Here is an 18,824-nt window from a genome sequence, read left to right on the forward strand (position 1 = left end):
TTCTACATTGAGTACAAGCCCTTACTGCCGACTCCACTTGCGTTGGGAGTCGACGGGCTTGTACGAAGTTGGCAAGAAATAGGAACGTTAACTTCAAAATGTCACGCGGCCGCAGACTGACCGAGACCGAGCGTCTGAGCATCGCCAGAGAGCGATCTCAGGGCGTTCCTGCTGCCGATCTTGCTGTGCGTTATGACGTCAGTCTGAAGTCGATCTACAACGCTGCCAATCACGCCTCGGAGCGGCAGATGGCCAATGCCAGCCGGTCGCGGGTGATTGGCATCCGTGTCTCGGATCGCGATCTTCGAGGCTTTGATGCTGCTCTGGCGCGGCGCGGTATCGCGCATCGCTCAGATGCCATGCGGCGGTTGATGCTCGCAGCCGATGACATTCTACGACCGGACGAGTCGACAGCCGAAGAGCTGCGCAGCATGAGTGCGGCGCTCAACCGGGTGGGCAACAACGTCAACCAGGTGGCACGGAGGTTGAATGAGGCCAAGCTCAGAGGAGAGCCTCTGCCATACACTGCTGCGAGCCATGCGGAGATCCGCGATCTCGCGGGCCTGGTGTTCGACATGGCCGACCAGATCCAGGAGCTGTTTCGGGCAAGACGCCGATCGCTCGATCTATCGGTGACACAGGCCCTCTCCGGTTTGAACGCGGAGGCGGATCATGACGCGGAGTGATCGCGCGCGGGGCGTTGGATCATCTCTCTTTGATCGCGACTGGAGCCGAGTTTCGGGAAGCTGGCAGGGGCTTGCAAAGGGTGCGCAGATGGTGCGGGCCGCGCGCGGATATTCGCCGGCGATCTTCAAGGCCATCTCAAAGGGCGGCTGTCACACCGGCGCGCAGCTTCGGGCGCAACTCACCTATCTCACCACCAAGTCAAGCCACATCCTCGACAGCCGTGGAACCCATGAGGGGAAGAAGCAGCTCTCGGAAGTTGAGATCACGCGCGTGGCCCGCAGGTTCGAGAACCAATGGAACGAACGCTACAGCCCAAAACTTGGCCATACCTCACATCTGCTGATGGCGTTTCCCGTTGGAACCAAGGGCGAAGAGGTGCGCGACATTTGCCAAACGGTCTGCGAGCGGCTCTTTCAAGGTGAGGGGTCGCAATTCGATTATATTGCTGCAATACACCAAGATCGCGCACATCCACACGCGCATATCGTTCTCAACCGCCGCAGCAAGGATGGCGAAATGTTCTTCCTCGGGAAAGATCACCACTTCAACTACGACGCCTTTCGGGTGGCGATGGTCGAGGCGGCCCAGGTCCATGGGATCCGGCTCGAGGCAACGCGTCGTCTCGACCGGGGCGTCACGACCTACCGCGCCGAAATCGACGAGATCTACAAAGCGCGTGAAGAAGGGCGGCCGCCGGTTGAACGCCAGCGAACCGGCGCTGATCTGGCGGCAGCTTTGGAGGCGGTCGGGCGCAATGCGCTGGTTTATCGCGGGCTCGCGGCCGAAGCGTCACGATCAAACTTCGAAGACCTGGCCGAAGCCCTCGAGCGCGCCAGCACGATCCTTGCCAGTGGCAGTTCAATCCAATCCGATGGAGCCATTTACATGTCCGACGACGAGACGGCGTTTGATACGCTGATTACCGAGTTTTCCCAAAACATTCGCCAGATCGAAGCGGCGATCGACAGAGCACCTGCCACGGAGCGACCGGAGATCGAGCGCAAGCTCACCGACGTGTTGGCCTCGGTCGCGCATTTGAACCCGCTGGGTGATCGTTCCGGCGCCCTGATCGATGCACCGTCCCGGGACGGCATCTATGCGCGGCCCAATGTGAGTGAGGATAATCTCGGGCGCCTCGATGAGGGCGAGATGAAAGCGAAGCTTGCCGAGGCGCTGCAAGGGACTGGTATCGATGCAGATGCCGTCGCGGCCCGCATGCGCGAGGGGGCCGGCAATGCTGCGCTTGAGCGGCACTGGCTGGCGCAGGACCTGCGTGCGATCGCAAAGGCGGGGGATCTCGATCTGGAAAAAGCCGAGGACCGCGAGGGCGCGCTGGACCGACTGGAAGCGGTGCATGTCCGTTTGGGCGAGGTCCTGACAGGCGCGCAGGTCTTGCGAGCCATCGATGAGGTGGAAGAGGGCGATACCGAACTCCGGCTTGGCGATGGCGCGCAGCTATCAGGCCAGAACACCCAAGTTGACCGCCCGGACGTGTTCGCCGCAACGGAGAGACAAGATTTCCGGCAGCTGGTGGCGCAGTTCCGCCGTACTGATTTCAACTATCCGTTCTCCGACGATTCTTCGGTGCGAGGGAGGGGTGCGATCGAGGTGGAAGAGGCGCGTGCCGCGTTTGACGCCTATGCACAAAGATCGCCACAACATGCCGAGCTGGCCTCAATGGCCTGGGAGCAGGTGACTGACGGCTTCAAGCCGCCGCAATACGCGGTCGCGGAGCAAGACCGCACACTCCACGCGGGCGACATGGACCTCGCTTTGCGGGATCCATCCGAACATCTCGGTCCGATCACCGAGGAGCTTCGCACGGTCGCTCGCTACCGCACGGAAATGCCGGATGACACCTTCGGGGCGGCGGTCCAGGACGAGATCAATCACCTTCGCGCTTTGGGTGCCTCACGTGCCTACATCAGCGAACGAAGCTTCGAAATCGAAGACCAGGCGCGTCAGGATTATGCTGAACGGCGTTATCTGGAAGAGACAGCCCCTGCGGTCATGGCTTTTGTGCGCAAAGCCGCCTCCGGGGAACCAGAACCGATATCCGAAGCAGAGCAGCGGCGACTGGTCGAGCAGGTGAACGAACGGCTGTCGCCCGATGCGATCACCGCGTTGCGGTCCGGCAATGCTGAAGTGCTTGACAAGTTCACCGAGGATCCGCTGCGCCAACTCGAATTGGCCAAGACCTATCTCCAGAGCAGCGAGATTACCGCCCATGGCCCGGCTATAGAGCGCGTTCTTGACGCCCTGGCTGAGGAACAGATCGAGGCACAGCGCGCGCGCCATACCGCCGCACACGGCGAAAAGGGGATCACCCATGGATAGGGGCAAGATCATCGGAGGTGTCCTGAGCCTCGTGTTGGTAGGCCTTGCCATGGGCTATGTGGTGGCGACCGGGTTTCTCATGTTTCGGTACGGGCTTTCGCCCACGCGTTTCGACGTCTTCCTGCTCGCCCGCGAATATCGGGGTTTGTCACAATCTGCGCATAAGGAATTCCTTTGGGTCAACCTCATCGTTGTCGGCTTCGGTCTCGCCGCCTTGATGCTGAGCGTGACGCTGCTAGGGGAGGCGTTGACGCGGTTCGGCACGACCCATTGGCAGACCAAAGGAGAGATGAAGCGCAATGGTTTCTTCGCCAAGCCGGGCGGCGGTTTCCTCCTTGGTAAATTGGGGCCCCCGAAATCGAAGCGGCCTTTCCTCGTCTCGAAGACCTTCCCGCATGCGCTGATTGTCGCTCCGACGGGCCGGGGCAAGGGCGTGGGCTTCGTGATCCCGAACCTGCTCACCTACAAGGGCTCGGCCGTGGTGCTCGACGTGAAGGGCGAAAACTTCCGCGAGACCTCGCGGTTCCGCGCCAGCATGGGGGACAAGGTTTTCCGCTTTGCGCCAACAGACTGGGACCGGCCGACGCACCGCTACAATCCGCTGGCGCGCATCGCGGCCATGACCAATCCCGACCGGCAGCAGATGGAGCTGAAGCTCACCGCCAAGCTCTTCCTGCAAACCGACAATGAAAAGCTGAGCGGGCTCCTAGCTGGCGGGATCGACCTCTTCGTGGCGGCTGGTCTGCTGGCCTTTGAGCGGGGCGTGCCTACCATCGGCGAGATCTACCGCATCACAGCGTCTGGGGGCGACAAGCAGAAGGAATATCTGAAGCGATCGCAGGAGGTGAAAAACACCTCCGCCAAGCTGATCTTCGAGCGCATGGCCTCGACCAACAACGACACGTTGACCTCTTACCTCTCGCTCTTGATGACCTCAGGTCTCGACACTTGGGACAACCGCGCGATCGACGCGGCCACCGCGACCTCGGATTTCTCCTTCCGGGACATCCGGCGGCGGCCGCACGCGATCTATCTCGTGGTCGAGTCCGAGATGATCCGCCCTCTGGCCCCGCTGATCCGGCTGTTCTTCTCGGACCTGATCGCCTCGTTGCAGGCGCAAGAACCGGGGGACGACGAGCCCTGGCCCGTGATGATCATGCTCGACGAATTCGACCGGCTCGGGAAGATGCCGATCGTCGCCGAAAGCATCAAGACGCTGCGCTCCTTCGGCGGCAACCTCGCCATCGTGACCCAGACGATCCCCGCGCTAGACGAGATCTATGGTGAGAACACCCGCAGGTCGCTTCAGGGCGGCGCCGGCGTGAAACTCTACCTCACCCCGTCGGAACAGAAGACCATCGAGGAGCTGAGCCAAGCCGTTGGCAAGACCACCAAGCGTGTGGTGACCCGCTCTCGCGCTGTTGGACGCAATCCGTTCGAAGGACGCAGCGTCTCGGAGAGGACCGAGGACACCCCGCTCCTGACCGAGGATGAGGCCCGACGCATGGACCTCGACGAGGTCATCCTCGTGATCGACGCGCAGATGCCGATCCGGGCAAGAAGGGTGAAGTATTTCGAGGACCCGGCTTTGAAGGTGCTGCACGCCGGGCAGTCGGGGAGTTTCCCGTATCCGGACGAGGAGGGGCTGCGGCGGGATCGGCAGATGTCTGAGACCCGGGAAACGGTGGAGAGGTTGAAGCAGGAACTGCAGGAAGTGCGGGCAGCTGCAGGAGCGCAGCGGTCTGGGATTGCGTCCTCCTCGATGACAGTTGAGGCATCTGCAGCGGAGACGCAGGATCCGCAGCCAGCGCCATCAGGTCGGGCGCGCGGCCGAGCGGCACGCGCTGCGGCGGGTGGCGGTGGGTCAGGTCAGTTGTCGCTCGATATGGCGGGACTGGGGCTCACGCAGGCCGACAGGACCGAGCTGGCAGCGGCCGTGCAGACAACGCGATCCATCATCGAAGTTCATGGATGAGTAGTGGCCGCTGCGCCTCAGACGATTTCGTGCTTGCTCCTTGGGAGCTTCGCACGGATTGCACATCGGTACACCCTATTGCATCTATGCCCACAAGGCTGTGGCCGCCTTGCGCAAACATGGCTTCAACGCACGTCGCCTTGACGGCGGTTTGCCGGAATGGCGTGAGGATGGGCGATAGACCGCGCGCGTCGGCTGATCTCAGACCACTTCGTCTGCCTTCGCTGTAACGTCCTTGACCCACGACATCAAAGCAGCGGGATCAGACGGCAGCTGGATTGCCAGCCCTTCCGCGAAACTTTCGAAGGCCGGTCGGTTGAGCGCGTTGATGCCAACCAGAACGGGGATATCCATAGCGACCGCCTCGGCGATCACGCTGCGGAACCCACGCCCCTCGGACTCGTGTTTGCCGAATTTGTTGACGATCAAAAGGTCTGCGCCGGATGACAGGCCAGCCGTGACCAGTCCGACCGCCGTTTCTAGCGCGGCCGGGTCGAGGCGGCACCCGCGCGCCTGCGGGCCAAGATCCTGACTGATGCGCAAGACAGCCCCATCGGGCAAAACCCGCACATCCATGTCGCAGGGACCCGCATCGGCGCGCTCGCTGTTGATCTGGACTGTGCCGCAGCATCTGAGGCCTCGGGCCGCGAGATCCGCTGCCAGGCGTTCAAGCACCAGATCGGTATCGCCGCGTCCCGGCGCCATCGTGTAGGCAAGTTTCATATCCGGGCTCCTTCAGGATTGGCAGAAAGGTTGGAATTCGACCAGCGCACCAGCTGGCAGGCATTCGGCATCGGAGGGCAGAAACATCAGCCCGTCCGCGATGGACAGCAGACCGACACGGGCCGAATGGGTGGCATCCTCGAAACTGACGATCTCGCGGCCAAGGGCATCGAAACCTGCCAGCGTGGCGGGCCGGAGTTCGCAGCGTCCCGCCTTGCGGCGGATTGGGGTCCCGGTCACGACGTGGCGGCGGGCCGGGGCCTCCGTCACCTCGCCGGTCAGGGCGCGGATCAGCGCCGTGCCAAAGACCTGAAACGTGACGAATGCGGAAACCGGATTGCCAGGCAACCCGAGCCAGTGCGCCTTTCCGATGCGCCCGACTGACACTGGCTTGCCCGGTTTGATCGCTACGCCACTGAACAGGGTTTCCCCCCCGAGGGCCATGACGGCGGGTTTCACATGATCCTCTTCGCCCACGGAGATGCCGCCCGTGGTAATGACGAGGTCGGACTGCGCCGCCATTTCGCTCAGTTGATGGACTAGGCCCGCAAGATTATCGGCGCCTTGGGCGGAGGCGACGATTTCAATGCCTGCACATGCAAGGCTTGCCGTGAGCATCGGCGTGTTCACGTCCCAGATCTGTGCGGCCTCGCGCGCGCCCCCGGCGCGACGGACCTCGTCGCCGGTGACCAGAAGGGCCACCCGCAGCCTGCGCCGTACGCGCAGGATGCCTGCCCCTGCCGCGGCGCAGGCGGCGATCTCCCTCGGGCCGAGCCTGCGGCCCTTTTCCAAAACGGTCGCGCCCTCGGCCATGTCGCTGCCCGCAACACGGATATTCAGGCCCGACACGGGACGGCGGGAAAGGTGAATGAAGTCTCCGTCTCGGATGACATCCTCCTGCATCACCACAGCATCCGCGCCCGTGGGGATGGGTGCGCCCGTGAAAATGCGGGCAGCCGAAACGCCATCGAGCACCGTGGACGGATCCTGCCCGGCAGCCACGCGTGCCACGACCCGAAGCGCCCAGGGACCGGGCCCCGTTAGGACCGAGGTCTTAATTGCATAGCCATCCATCGCTGCGTTGTCGAAAGCCGGTGCCATCGACCGGGATCTGATCGGCAGGGCGAGAATGCGACCAGGGGCACTGCCGACCTGCAGGGCCTCGGTTCGACCGACCGGCGACGCATGCGCCGCAATCCGGGCAAGGGCCTCGTCGATACTGACCAGCGCATGGAGCATGTCCTGACGGTCACAGCCGCAGCCCGGTGACGCGATCGCCTGATGCAGTGTCATTCTGCTGCCTCCTCAGTGGATTTTGCTTCCTCAAAGTGCCCGGGCCCGATGCTGCAATCGAGATCGCGCAGGCGTCCGTCCTTAAGGCCATAGATCAGGCCATGCACCCGCACGACGGCACCGCGAGCCCAAGCCCGCTGAAGGATCGGCGATTCACAGACGCGCCGCACACCTTCGACGACGTTCCATTCGGCCAGCCGGTCGCGGCGCGCCTCGAGGTCGGGTTCGCGCCCCAGATCGACGGCGTAGGCGCGCGCAAGGCGCCGGATCGGCTCCAGCCAGTGATCGGCCAGACCATGCGGCAGATCCTCGGTCGCGGCCTTGACCCCGCCGCAGCCATAATGGCCACAAACAATGATTTCGCGCACATGCAGCGCATCGACGGCGAACTCTAGTGCCGATAGCAGATTCATGTCCGAGGAATGAACGATGTTGGCGACGTTGCGATGGACGAAGACCTCGCCCGGATCGAGGCCCGCCACCACATTGGCCGGAACCCGGCTGTCCGAACAGCCGATCCAGAAGAACTCGGGCGCCTGAAGGGCGGCAAGGCGGGTGAAGTAATCCGGTTCCTCGGCGTGTCGTTGTTTCGACCACGCCTCGTTGCGGGCCAGAAGATCATTCAGCATCGGATGTCTCCGGGCGTTCGGGTAGACCGCGTCGAGACCGCATGTGTCTCGACAGGGTCCGCAGGTCGGCCCGGGTCAGCCGCACCCGGGCAATCGGTAGAAGGATCGCGTTCTCGGCCACGAGATGACCGCGCACATGTCCGGCGAACCGGGTCAGCACCTTGCGCTCCTCCTGCGAGAGAGCGGAACCAGTGTCGAGGCAGGTCGAGAGAGATGCGCGCACGTCTGGCAGCAGACGCAAGGCCTCGTCATGATCTACTCTGACCCTGGTGATCGCGTTTTCGATGGCATCCTCTGGAAGACAGCGCGCAACGAGCAGAGGGAAAAGATCTTCTACTTCATCGCGTAGGTGGACGTTCAGTTCCTCGTTGAGAAAGCGCAGCACGCACAGCACGTGCGTCCGGTCCAGGGTTGCGGTCGTCGCAAGGCTGTCGATCACTGCGCAGATCTGGCACTCGCGCAGATGATCTTCGACAAGGAAGTCCAGCGGCCTGTCCAGCAGGCCGGTGTGCGTCGGTATTTTACCGCTACCGCGCGTTGCTGGTTCCGGGTGTTTCATGACGCGCCCTTTCGCGTGGCTCAGATCGGCGCAAGACTCGCGCCAGTGATGCTCGCCTTTGCCGCAAGCGTCTCGATGAAGTCACGGGACGCGCGCGCCCAGGCAGCCTTTTCCAACGCCTGCGCGATCTTGGGGCGAACGGTGTCATAGGGCAGCACCTGCCCGGGCGCCGTGGCGTTCAGGCGGATGATGTGCCAGCCATGCCGCGACAGGACGGGCGCGGGCGTAATGCACTCATCGGCGAGGGTGCGCAGCGCGGCCTCGAACTCGGGCACGGTGTCGCCCGGACCAAGCTGACCCAGATGACCGCCGGAGGCCTTTGAACCGCAATCGCTGTCGCGGGCTGCAGCGGCGAACCCCTTGGCGTCGCCATCAAGACGCGCCAGCAGGGCAACGGCCCTTGCCTCTGCCAGCCCACGCTCAGCTTCGTCGCGCGGATCGCAGGCGCACAGGATGTGCGAGACATCCCAGAGCGGCGGAGACCGGTAGCGGTCCGGACCCTTGGCCCATTCTGCCCGCACGGTTTCTTCGGTGACGGGCATGATCGTCAGCGCCTCGTCCAGAAGGGCGCGGATCAGGGCTTCGTCCTCGGTCTCGAACCGGCCGGGGGCCAGTTCGAGCGGATCCGGGGTCAGTCCGCGTACCCTTACCTCCTGCAGCATCAAGGCGCGGATCGTGAGCGCCTGCGCGGCCTTGCGCCAGGCGACGCCCGGTTTGTCCTTGGGCGCGCTGTGGTTTTGCGCCTCGGCGGCGATTGCCGCCGAGGGAATGGTTTCGCCGTTCACGACGACATCGGGGAAAAGGGCCATGTTCATCGCGCTCACTCCGCAGGTGTCGTGGCCGAAGGGCCGGGTTTGGCTTGCCGCTTGTCAAAGGCGCGGCGGCGTTCTTCAAGCGGGCGGTGGCGGCGCGACCGCACGATCTGGTATCCCGGCCGCGTTAGCAGGTAGCGCACCGGTGCGGCGAACCCTGACCAGATGTGCACCAGCCGCGTGAACGGGAAGAGCATCGTGATGATCAGGCCGAGGAAGATGTGCAGCTTGAACAGCCAGTGCACGTCAACCACCGTGACCCAGGCGTTGATGTTCCATGTGACCACGCTTTGCGACCAGGTCATGAAGCGGACCATTTCGGCCCCGTCCATGTGCTGCAACGACTGAGTGATGGTCAGAAGGCCGATGGCCAGCTGCAACCAGATCAGCACCATGATCAGGATGTCCGCAAAGCTTGACGTTGCGCGGATGCGCGGATCGAACAGCCGACGGTGCAAGAGCATGGTGCCGCCGATCAGGGCCGCGACCCCGGCCGGACCACCGATCAAGACCGCCATCCACTGCTTCAGGCCGTAGGGAATGCCGAGTGCATCGAGCACCCACACCGGCGTGAACAGCCCTACGAGATGGCCGAAGAAAACCGTCAGAATACCGACATGGAACAGGATCGAGCCCCAGATCAACTGTTTGCGGCGCAACAGTTGGCTGGAAGAGCTTTTCCAGGTGAAGGGGTCGCGTTCATACCGCGCGATGGATCCGAAGAGGAATACTGTCAGCGCGACATAAGGCATGACGCCGAAGATAACGAAGTTGATGTCGAAGTCGCCGAACATATCATGCGCTCCTGTTCATTGGGTTGGGGGCGGGTTTGTCCATCTGGGCCAACATGTCGCGGACCTGTGGACAGCCCGCGTTCGGATCGGGCCCGAAGGTGACCTCGGTCTCCTCCCAGACAGCATCGAGCGCCGCGAGGTCGGTCGGGTCATCGTCGGGGTGGGCCAGCATCTCGGCCACCGCCTCGGCGTCTGCCTTGGCACCGGACAGCTGCTTAAGTGCCTCAAACACAGCAGCATATCCGCTTTCGCGCCGGACAAGCCGCACGCCCAAAGCGTCAAGGATATGCGCCGCATCCGCCAGGGTTTCCCGTGCCTCGGATGCAGGACGCGAGGCGAGGAATTCCAGCAGCACCGGCAGGTGGTCGGGCAATTCCGAGGTGGCGGGCTCGAACCCGCCCCCCCGGTAGGTTTCGATCAGGCTGACCATCGCCCCGCCCCTGTCCCGGCTTTCGCCGTGCACATGTTCGAACAGGTTCAGCGACAGCGTCCGTGAGCGATCGAAGAGCATCACATAGCTTTCCTGAACGTCGAAGAGATCGCCCCGCCCGAGCCCATCGGCAAGCGCCTGCAACGCCGCCCGCGTGTCGGGTGCGATGCGAGGATCGGCGCCCAGAACGGCCCCAATCTCGGGCATTGCGCCTTGAAGCTCTGCGCTCGGATAGCTGAGAGTCAGCGAAAGCGCCTTGAGTGTACGGTCCATCATCAGAATGACTCCAGTGGAAGGGCAAAGGATTTCTTCTTACCGCCGAACAGGCTGGTCTTGCCCGTCTCGCCGGTAGAACAGCCGTTTCCATCAGTGAACCCGCAGCCGCCGCGGATGTCGGCGCCTTCTTCGTTCTGCTCGCGGTGCGCCGTGGGGATCGCGAAGCGGTCCTCGTAATCGGCGATGGCCATGATCTTGTACATGTCCTCGATCATCCGGCCCGACATGCCGACGCGGGCGGCAATGCCTTCGTCACGCACGCCGTCAACGGTCAGCGCCCGCATGTAAAGCCGCATCGCCGACATGCGTTCCAGCGCGTGCACGATGGGTTCCTCGTCACCCGCCGTCAGCATGTTTGCGAGGTATTTGACGGGGATGCGCAGGGACCGCACGTCGGGCATCTGGTCGCTCATCGCGATCTGTCCTGCCTCGGCCGCGTTCTGGATCGGTGAGAGCGGCGGGATGTACCAAACCATCGGCAAGGTGCGGTATTCGGGATGCAGCGGGAAGGCGACCTTCCAATCCATCGCCATTTTCCAGATCGGACTGACCTTGGCGGCCTCGATCCAGTCTTCTGGCACGCCATCGCGACGGGCGGCGGCGATCACCTCGGGGTCGTTGGGGTCAAGGAACACATCGAGTTGCGCGCCGTAGAGATCGGTCTCGCGTTCGCTGCTTGCCGCCGCTTCGATCTTGTCGGCGTCGTAGAGGATCACGCCCAGATACCGTATGCGCCCAACACAGGTTTCCGAACACACCGTTGGCTGACCACTCTCGATGCGCGGATAGCAGAAGGTGCATTTTTCCGATTTGCCGGATTCCCAGTTGTAATACACTTTCTTGTAGGGACAGCCCGAGACGCACATCCGCCAGCCACGGCATTTCTCTTGGTCGATCAAGACGATGCCGTCTTCCTCGCGCTTATAGATCGCGCCCGAGGGGCAAGAGGCGGAACAGGTGGGATTGAGGCAATGTTCGCACAGACGCGGCAGATACATCATGAAAGTATTTTCATACTCCCCATAAATCTCTTTTTGCACATCCTCGAAATTGTAGTCTTGCGACCGCTTCGAAAATTCACCGCCGAGGATTTCTTCCCAGTTCGGGCCTTTCTCGATCTTCTCCATCCGTTCGCCGGTGATCTTCGACCGGGGGCGCGCGGTGGGGAAATGATCCATGTCAGGTGCCGATTTCAGGTGGTCATAGTCGAAATCGAATGGCTCGTAATAGTCGTCGATCTCGGGCATCGACGGGTTGGCAAAGATGTTGGCCAGGATCCGCCACTTGGCTCCCTGTTTGGGGTGCAGCTTGCCGCTGGCCGACCGGACCCAGCCGCCGTTCCAGCGTTTCTGGTTTTCCCAGTCGGTCGGATAGCCGGTGCCTGGCTTGGTTTCCACGTTGTTGAACCACGCGTATTCCACACCCTCGCGGGTGGTCCACACGTTCTTGCAGGTCACTGAGCAGGTGTGACACCCGATGCACTTGTCGAGGTTCAGAACCTTACCGATTTGAGCGCGAACTTTCATTCTGCTGCCTCCACTTTGCGGGTTGCGGGCGTATCGAGCCAGTCAACCTTTTTCATTTTCCGCACGATGACGAATTCGTCTCGGTTGCTGCCAACGGTGCCGTAGTAGTTGAAGCCGTAGGACAGCTGCGCATAGCCGCCGATCATGTGCGTGGGTTTCAGGGTGGTGCGCGTGACCGAGTTGTGGATCCCGCCGCGATGGCCGGTCTTTTCCGACCCGGGCGTGTTCACGATCTTTTCCTGCGCGTGGTACATGAACAGCGTGCCCTGCTTGATCCGCTGGGACACCACCACCCGCGCCGTCAGCGCGCCGTTGATGTTGTAGGCCTCGACCCAGTCGTTATCGACGAGGCCCGCCTTCTGCGCGTCCACCTCGGACATCCACACGACCGGACCGCCCCTGTTCAGCGTCAGCATCAGCAGGTTGTCGGTATAGGTGGAATGGATGCCCCATTTCTGGTGCGGCGTGATGAAGTTCAGCACGACATGCGGGCTGCCCTCGGCCGCGTCGTTGTTGACGGCCGCTGTGATGGTTTTCAGGTCCACCGGCGGGCGGTAGCTGACGAAACCTTCGCCAAAGGCGCGCATCCAGAGGTGATCCTGGTAGATCTGTTGTCGGCCCGTCAGGGTGCGCCACGGGATAAGTTCGTGCACGTTGGTATAGCCCGCGTTGTAACAGACATCCTCGCTCTCGATCCCTGACCAGGTTGGCGATGAGATGATCTTGCGCGGCTGCGCGGCGATGTCCCGGAAGCGGATCTTGGTGTGATGCGCGCCTTCGGCCAAATGGGCGTGGTGGCGTCCGGTGGGCTTCTCCAGCTCCTCCCACGCCTTCACGGCCACTTCGCCGTTCGTTTCAGGGGCCAGCATCAGGATCATCTCGGCCGCATCGATGGCGGTTTCGAGCTTCGCATGACCTTTGGACACGCCCTCGTCCTGCACCACACCGTTGAGATCACGCAGATGGCCAACCTCGACCTTGGTGTCCCAGGTGATCCCCTTGCCGCCATTGCCAAGCTTCTCCAGCAGCGGCCCGACCGAGGTGAACTTCTTGTAGAGGTTGGGATAATCCCGCTCGACCGCGATGTAGTTCGGCGCAGTCTTGCCGGGGATCAGGTCACATTCGCCCTTCTTCCAGTCCTTCACATGCGCCTGAGCCAGTTCGCCGGGGGTGTCGTGCAGCAGCGGAAGCTGTACGATATCAGTCTCGACCCCCAGAACCTCGGGCGCGACTTCGCTGAACTTGCGCGCGATCGACTTGAAGATCTCCCAGTCCGAGCGGCTTTCATAAGCAGGGTCCACCGCCGCCTGCAGCGGGTGGATGAACGGGTGCATGTCCGATGTGTTCAGATCGTCCTTTTCGTACCAGCTTGCTGTCGGCAGCACGATGTCGGAGTAGACGCAGGTGGTCGACATCCGGAAGTCGATGGTGACCAGCAAGTCGAGTTTGCCTTTGGGTGCCTCGTCATGCCAGACGGCCTCTATCGGCATCACGCCGCCTTCTTCGCCCAGATCCTTGCCCATCACGCCGTGATCGGTGCCCAGAAGGTGCTTGAGGAAATATTCGTGCCCCTTGCCGGAGGAGCCCAGCAGGTTCGACCGCCAGACGAACAGGTTGCGCGGCCAGTTTTCCGGCGCATCCGGGTCTTCACAGGACATTTGCAGATCGCCGGACTTGAGTTGTTCAGCGACAAAGGTGGGAATGTCCTTGCCGGCCGCTTTCGCCTTTTTCGACACCTCCAGCGGATTGGTCTTGAGCTGCGGGGCCGAGGGCAACCAGCCCATCCGTTCGGCCCGGATGTTGTAGTCGATCAGGCTTATGTCCCAATCGCCTTCGGGGGCGGTGGGCGACAGGATCTCGCCCGCGCTGAGAGTCTCGTAGCGCCACTGGTCGGTATGGGCATACCAGGCGCTGGTCGAGTTCATGTGCCGCGGCGGGCGGTTCCAGTCCAGCGCAAAGGCCAGCGGCTGCCAACCGGTTTGCGGGCGCAGCTTTTCCTGCCCCACGTAATGCGACCAGCCGCCACCCTCCTGTCCGATGCAGCCGCACATCACCAGCATGTTGATGATGCCGCGATAGGCCATGTCCATGTGGTACCAGTGGTTCAGCCCGGCCCCGAGAATGACCATGGATTTGCCACGGGTCTTTTCGGCGTTCCCCGCGAATTCCCGCGCCACCGCGATAATCTTTTCACGCGCAACGCCGGTGATCTTTTCGGCCCAAGCCGGAGTGTAGGGGCTGTCGTCGTTGAAATCCTTTGACACCCAACCGCCGCCAAGCCCCCGGTCGAGGCCGTAATTGCCGCAGAACAGGTCGAACACCGTGGCGACCAGCACCTCCTTGCCGTCGGCCAGCGTGACGCGGCGGGCGGGAATGTTGCGGGTCAGCACCTCGGGATGGTCGCATTTCACGAAATCGCCCGTGGCCGCGCCGCCGAAATATGGGAAATCCACGCCGATCACCTCGTCGTGGTCACCGTCGAGAATTTGGCTCAGGCGCAGCTTGGTCTCGGAGCCTTTCGCCCTTTCCTCCAGATTCCAACTGCCCTCTTCACCCCAGCGGAACCCGATGGACCCATTGGGGGCCACAATCTGGCCCGAGGCCTCATCATAGGCGACAGTCTTCCAGTCTGGGTTGTTGGTCTCGCCCAGCTTGTCGTCGAAGTCCTCGGCCCGCAGCATCCGACCGGGCACGAAATGCCCGTCCTTTTCGTCGAGCCGGACCAGCATCGGCATGTCGGTGTATTTGCGGGCATATTCCTCGAAATACTCGGCCTGCCGGTCAAGGTGATAGTCGCGCAGGATTACATGGCCCATCGCCATCGCCAGTGCGGCATCGGTGCCGGCCTGCGGGTTCAGCCAGATATCGCCGAACTTCGCGGCCTCGGAATAATCCGGGCTGACCACGGCGGATTTGGTGCCGCGATAGCGGACCTCGGTGTAGAAATGGGCGTCCGGCGTCCGGGTCTGGGGCACGTTCGAGCCCCAGAGCATCAGGAAGCCTGCGTTATACCAGTCGGCAGATTCCGGCACGTCGGTCTGTTCGCCCCAGGTTTGCGGGCTGGCAGGTGGCAGATCGCAATACCAGTCGTAGAAGGACATGCAGGTGCCGCCCAAGAGCGACAGGTAGCGCGAGCCTGCCGCGTAGCTGACCATCGACATCGCGGGGATCGGCGAGAAGCCGAACACGCGGTCTGGACCGTAGGTCTTGGCGGTATAGGCGTTGGCGGCGGCGACGATCTCGGTCGCCTCGTCCCAACTTGCCCGCACGAACCCGCCCTTGCCGCGCGTCTTGGTGTAGGAGGCGCGCAGGATTGGATCGCTCTGGATCGCGGCCCAGGCGGCGACCGGCGTCATCGTTTCGCGCATCTTGCGCCAGGCGCGCATCAAGGCGCCCCGGATCAACGGGTTCTTCACCCTGTTGGCGGAATAAAGATACCAACTGTAGGACGCCCCCCGCGCACAGCCGCGCGGCTCGTGGTTGGGCAGGCCAGCCCGGGTGCGCGGATAGTCGGTCTGCTGCGTCTCCCAGGTGACGATCCCGGATTTGACGTAGATCTTCCACGAACACGACCCGGTGCAGTTCACCCCATGGGTCGAGCGGACGATCTTGTCGTGCCGCCAGCGGTTTCTGTAGGTGTCTTCCCAGTCGCGGTTCTCGCGGGTGGTCTGACCCCAACCGTCGGAGAATTGTTCCAGCTCTTTGCTCTGGAAGAAGTTCAGTTTGTCGAGCAGATGGCTCATTGGGCTGTCCTTTCGGGTGTCTGGGTCCGGGCGGCGACCTGCGACGCTCGGGAATGCGGTTGGGTCATTGTGCGGGTTGCGCGGCAGCGCCTTGCGGGGCGCGGCTATGTTCGATGTCGTGCAGCAGGCCGCCGGGGCGCGTGTAGACCGCCCAGGTGATGGCGACGCAGATCACGTAGAAGATCAGGAAGGCCCAGAGCGCGCCGACCGCAGAGCCCGTCATCGCAATGGACGTGCCGTACGCCTTGGGGATGAAGAAGGCGCCGTAAGCCGCGATGGCCGAGGTGAAGGCCACGATCGCGCCGGACTCCATGGCAATCTGCCGCTTGCGTTCCTCGACGCTAAGATGCGGCATCAGGCGCGGAACTTCGCGGCCCATGATGACCGGGATCATCTGGAAGGTGGAGGCGTTGCCAACACCGGTCAGGAAGAAGAGCGCCATGAAGCAGGCGAAGAAGCCGATGAAGGAGCCGAGGCCGAGGAATGTGATCACGCCGAACGTGGCCACGATCATCAGAGCGAAAGTCCAGAAGGTCACCCGACCACCGCCGAAGCGGTCGCTGATCCAGCCCGTTCCGGCGCGGCTGAGCGCCCCCACCAGCGGCCCGAGAAACACGTAGTTCAGCGCGTTCACCTCGGGGAAGGCCAGCCGCGTCAGCAGCGGGAAGCCTGCCGAATAGCCGATGAAGCTGCCGAAGGTGCCGGTGTAGAGGATGCACATCAGCCAGTTGTGCTTGCGGCTGAAGATGACAGCCTGACTGGCGAAGCTGGCCCGCGCATCAGCGATGTCGTTCATGCCGAGCCACGCGGCGACGGTGGCGGCGAGGATGAATGGCACCCAGACGAAGCCAGCATTCTGCATCCACAGTTGCCCGCCGTCGGACATGGTCTGCGGCTGCCCGCCTAGCGCCCCGAACACTCCCGCAGTGATGACGATGGGCACGAGGAACTGCATCACCGACACGCCCAGATTGCCCAGCCCGGCATTCAGCGCCAGCGCGTTGCCCTTCTCGGCCTTCGGGAAGAAGTAGCCAATATTGGCCATGCTCGAGGCGAAGTTACCGCCTCCAAAGCCGCACAGAAGCGCGAGAACGAGGAAGATGAGGTATGGCGTGTCGGGGTTCTGCACCGCATATCCGATGCCCATGGCAGGCAGCAGCAGCGATGCGGTCGACAGCGTCGTCCACAGCCGCCCGCCAAAGATCGGCACCATGAAGCTGTAGAAGATGCGCAGCGTCGCGCCCGACAGACCCGGCAGGGCCGCCAACCAGAACAGCTGGCCCGGCGCGAAGTCGAACCCGATGGCGGGCAGACGCGCGACGACGACCGACCAGACCATCCAGACCGAGAAGGCCAGAAGCAGCGCGGGGATCGAGATCCAGAGGTTGCGGCGTGCAACGGCTCGGCCCTTGTCCTTCCAGAAATCGGCCTCCTCCGGACGCCAGTCCTGCAGGACCCGCGGCATGACCGTCTTGCCCGGAACGTGAATGGTCTGCATCTCCGGCAAGCTCGGCAATTCGTCGAGTGCCGGACCATGGGCGGCGCGCTCCATGGCGCGGATCGACATATGCATCCAGGTCAGCGCGATCGCGACAAGCCCGAACAGGATCGCGAAGCATGAGGTATAAATACCTGTCAGGTCCAGCGCCGCGCCAAAGACGATCGGCAAGAGAAACCCGCCGAGCCCGCCGATCATGCCCACAAGGCCACCAACCGCGCCGACATGGCCGGGATAGTAGACCGGGATATGCTTGAACACAGCGGCCTTGCCGAGGCTCATGAAGAAGCCAAGCACGAACAGGATTGCGATGAAGGGCCAGAAGTCCAACTGGGTCGAGAATGAGATGGGGCCGTTCTTGCCCTGGATGACGTAGGCGGTTGGCGGGTAAGACAGCATAAACAGCAGGATCATCGCGAAGCCGAAGGTCCAGTACATGACCTGGCGCGCACCGAACTTGTCGCTCAGGTGTCCGCCATAGGCCCGGAAGAGCGAGGCCGACAGGCTGAATGACGCTGCCGCCATCCCCGCCGTCTTCACATCCACGCTGTAGACGTCGATCAGGTAGTGCGGCATCCACAGCGCAAGGGCCACAAAGGCACCGAAAACGAAGAAATAGTAGAGCGAGAAGCGCCAGACCTGCAGGTTGCGCAGCGGGGCGAATTGCTGTGCCAGCGTCGGCGCCTTGGCCCCAGTCCGGCGCCGTTCGACCAGTTCAGGGTCATCCTTGGCAAACAGGAAGAACAGCACACCGATGATGGCGAGCGCAGCTGCCCAGACATAGGCCACGCCGTGCCATCCATAGGCGACCATGACGAAGGGGGCCACGAACTTGGTGACCGCTGCGCCAACATTGCCTGCGCCGAAAATGCCAAGGGCCGTGCCCTGATGGCCCGCGTCATACCAGCGGCTGACATAAGCGACACCGATGATGAAAGAGCCACCAGCCAGGCCGATGAATAGGGCGGAGAACAAATACATATAATACGTGTGCGCCAGCGTCAGCGCCCAAGTCGCAAGCGCGGTCAGGATCATCTGGCTTGAGAACACGAGCCGCCCACCGTATTTCTCCGTCCAGACGCCCAAGAACAGGCGGGTGATGGAGCCGGTCAGGATCGGTGTTGCAACCAGAAGGCCGAATTGGGTGTCGTTGAGGTTGAGTTCGGCCTTGATGGCGACACCGATGATCGAAAAGATCGTCCAGACTGCGAAACAGGCGGTAAAGGCGATCGTACTCAAGCTCAGGGCGCGAGCCTGATCGGCGTGTGAAGCTGTAGCGACGGTTTGCATGGCGTGTCTCCGGCTAGAATAGCGCTGTTACCCCTGCGTGGGGTTCATGGACAGACCTGCGGCCGAAGCGGCGCGGATGATTTGATTCAGATCAAGAAACGAAGAAAAGAATAACGAAATAAATGACTTACAGAAATATGTCATTCACTGCATAAGAATGGATCAAGACACAATCTACTAGCCGTCAAGCAGTCGCTTGACATTTATCAATCCATTTGGTGACTATTGTTGATCTGACATTAGCGGAAAGGG

The 18,824-nt window shown here is 62.4% G+C and carries 13 protein-coding genes; 3 read left to right on the forward strand and 10 right to left on the reverse strand.

The window, feature by feature from the left end; all coding sequences use genetic code 11:
• Window positions 1–98 precede the first annotated feature (98 nt).
• Genes mobC through BSF79_RS17730 form a run of 3 tightly spaced genes read left to right on the forward strand, consistent with a single transcriptional unit; the run spans window position 99 to window position 4,999 of the window.
• Window positions 99–686 (forward strand): plasmid mobilization relaxosome protein MobC, encoded by a 588-nt coding sequence (gene mobC, locus BSF79_RS17720; protein WP_090271162.1) that lies wholly within the window; start codon window positions 99–101, stop codon window positions 684–686.
• Window positions 673–3,024: a relaxase/mobilization nuclease domain-containing protein gene (locus BSF79_RS17725; protein ID WP_090271163.1), complete on the forward strand. Its 2,352-nt coding sequence runs from the start codon at window positions 673–675 to the stop codon at window positions 3,022–3,024. The genes mobC and BSF79_RS17725 overlap by 14 nt, the downstream gene beginning before the upstream one ends.
• A complete protein-coding gene (locus BSF79_RS17730; RefSeq protein WP_090271164.1) occupies window positions 3,017–4,999 on the forward strand; it encodes a type IV secretory system conjugative DNA transfer family protein in 1,983 nt (660 codons plus the stop codon). Before BSF79_RS17725 ends, BSF79_RS17730 begins: the two co-directional genes overlap by 8 nt.
• A gap of 201 nt (window positions 5,000–5,200) precedes the next feature.
• Here BSF79_RS17730 and BSF79_RS17735 read toward each other — a convergent pair whose 3' ends face one another.
• From BSF79_RS17735 to BSF79_RS17780, 10 genes are all read right to left on the reverse strand, one after another.
• On the reverse strand, window positions 5,201–5,722 hold the full coding sequence (locus tag BSF79_RS17735; protein ID WP_090271165.1) for a DUF2478 domain-containing protein: 522 nt from the start codon (window positions 5,720–5,722) through the stop codon (window positions 5,201–5,203).
• Window positions 5,723–5,734: 12 nt separating this feature from the next.
• Window positions 5,735–7,015, reverse strand: a complete 1,281-nt coding sequence (locus BSF79_RS17740) for a molybdopterin molybdotransferase MoeA (RefSeq protein WP_090271166.1) — start codon at window positions 7,013–7,015, stop codon at window positions 5,735–5,737.
• Window positions 7,012–7,644 (reverse strand): carbonic anhydrase, encoded by a 633-nt coding sequence (locus BSF79_RS17745; protein ID WP_090271167.1) that lies wholly within the window; start codon window positions 7,642–7,644, stop codon window positions 7,012–7,014. Before BSF79_RS17745 ends, BSF79_RS17740 begins: the two co-directional genes overlap by 4 nt.
• A complete protein-coding gene (locus BSF79_RS17750; protein ID WP_090271168.1) occupies window positions 7,634–8,203 on the reverse strand; it encodes a hemerythrin domain-containing protein in 570 nt (189 codons plus the stop codon). Before BSF79_RS17750 ends, BSF79_RS17745 begins: the two co-directional genes overlap by 11 nt.
• A 20-nt stretch (window positions 8,204–8,223) precedes the next feature.
• Window positions 8,224–9,018 (reverse strand): peptidylprolyl isomerase, encoded by a 795-nt coding sequence (locus BSF79_RS17755; RefSeq protein ID WP_090271169.1) that lies wholly within the window; start codon window positions 9,016–9,018, stop codon window positions 8,224–8,226.
• 5 nt (window positions 9,019–9,023) lie between these two features.
• A complete protein-coding gene (gene narI / locus BSF79_RS17760; protein ID WP_090271170.1) occupies window positions 9,024–9,809 on the reverse strand; it encodes a respiratory nitrate reductase subunit gamma in 786 nt (261 codons plus the stop codon).
• A 1-nt stretch (window position 9,810) separates the two neighbouring features.
• Window positions 9,811–10,512, reverse strand: coding sequence for a nitrate reductase molybdenum cofactor assembly chaperone (narJ, locus tag BSF79_RS17765; protein ID WP_090271171.1), 702 nt, complete (start codon window positions 10,510–10,512; stop codon window positions 9,811–9,813).
• A 2-nt stretch (window positions 10,513–10,514) separates the two neighbouring features.
• Window positions 10,515–12,041, reverse strand: a complete 1,527-nt coding sequence (gene narH / locus BSF79_RS17770) for a nitrate reductase subunit beta (protein ID WP_090271172.1) — start codon at window positions 12,039–12,041, stop codon at window positions 10,515–10,517.
• Window positions 12,038–15,784, reverse strand: coding sequence for a nitrate reductase subunit alpha (locus BSF79_RS17775; RefSeq protein WP_090271173.1), 3,747 nt, complete (start codon window positions 15,782–15,784; stop codon window positions 12,038–12,040). The genes narH and BSF79_RS17775 overlap by 4 nt, the downstream gene beginning before the upstream one ends.
• Before the next feature lie 64 nt (window positions 15,785–15,848).
• Entirely contained in the window at window positions 15,849–18,572 is a 2,724-nt protein-coding gene (locus tag BSF79_RS17780; protein ID WP_090271174.1) for a nitrate/nitrite transporter, read from the reverse strand.
• Window positions 18,573–18,824 lie beyond the last annotated feature (252 nt).

The sequence above is a fragment of the Thalassovita taeanensis genome (assembly GCF_900110775.1).
GTDB lineage: Bacteria > Pseudomonadota > Alphaproteobacteria > Rhodobacterales > Rhodobacteraceae > Litorimicrobium > Litorimicrobium taeanense.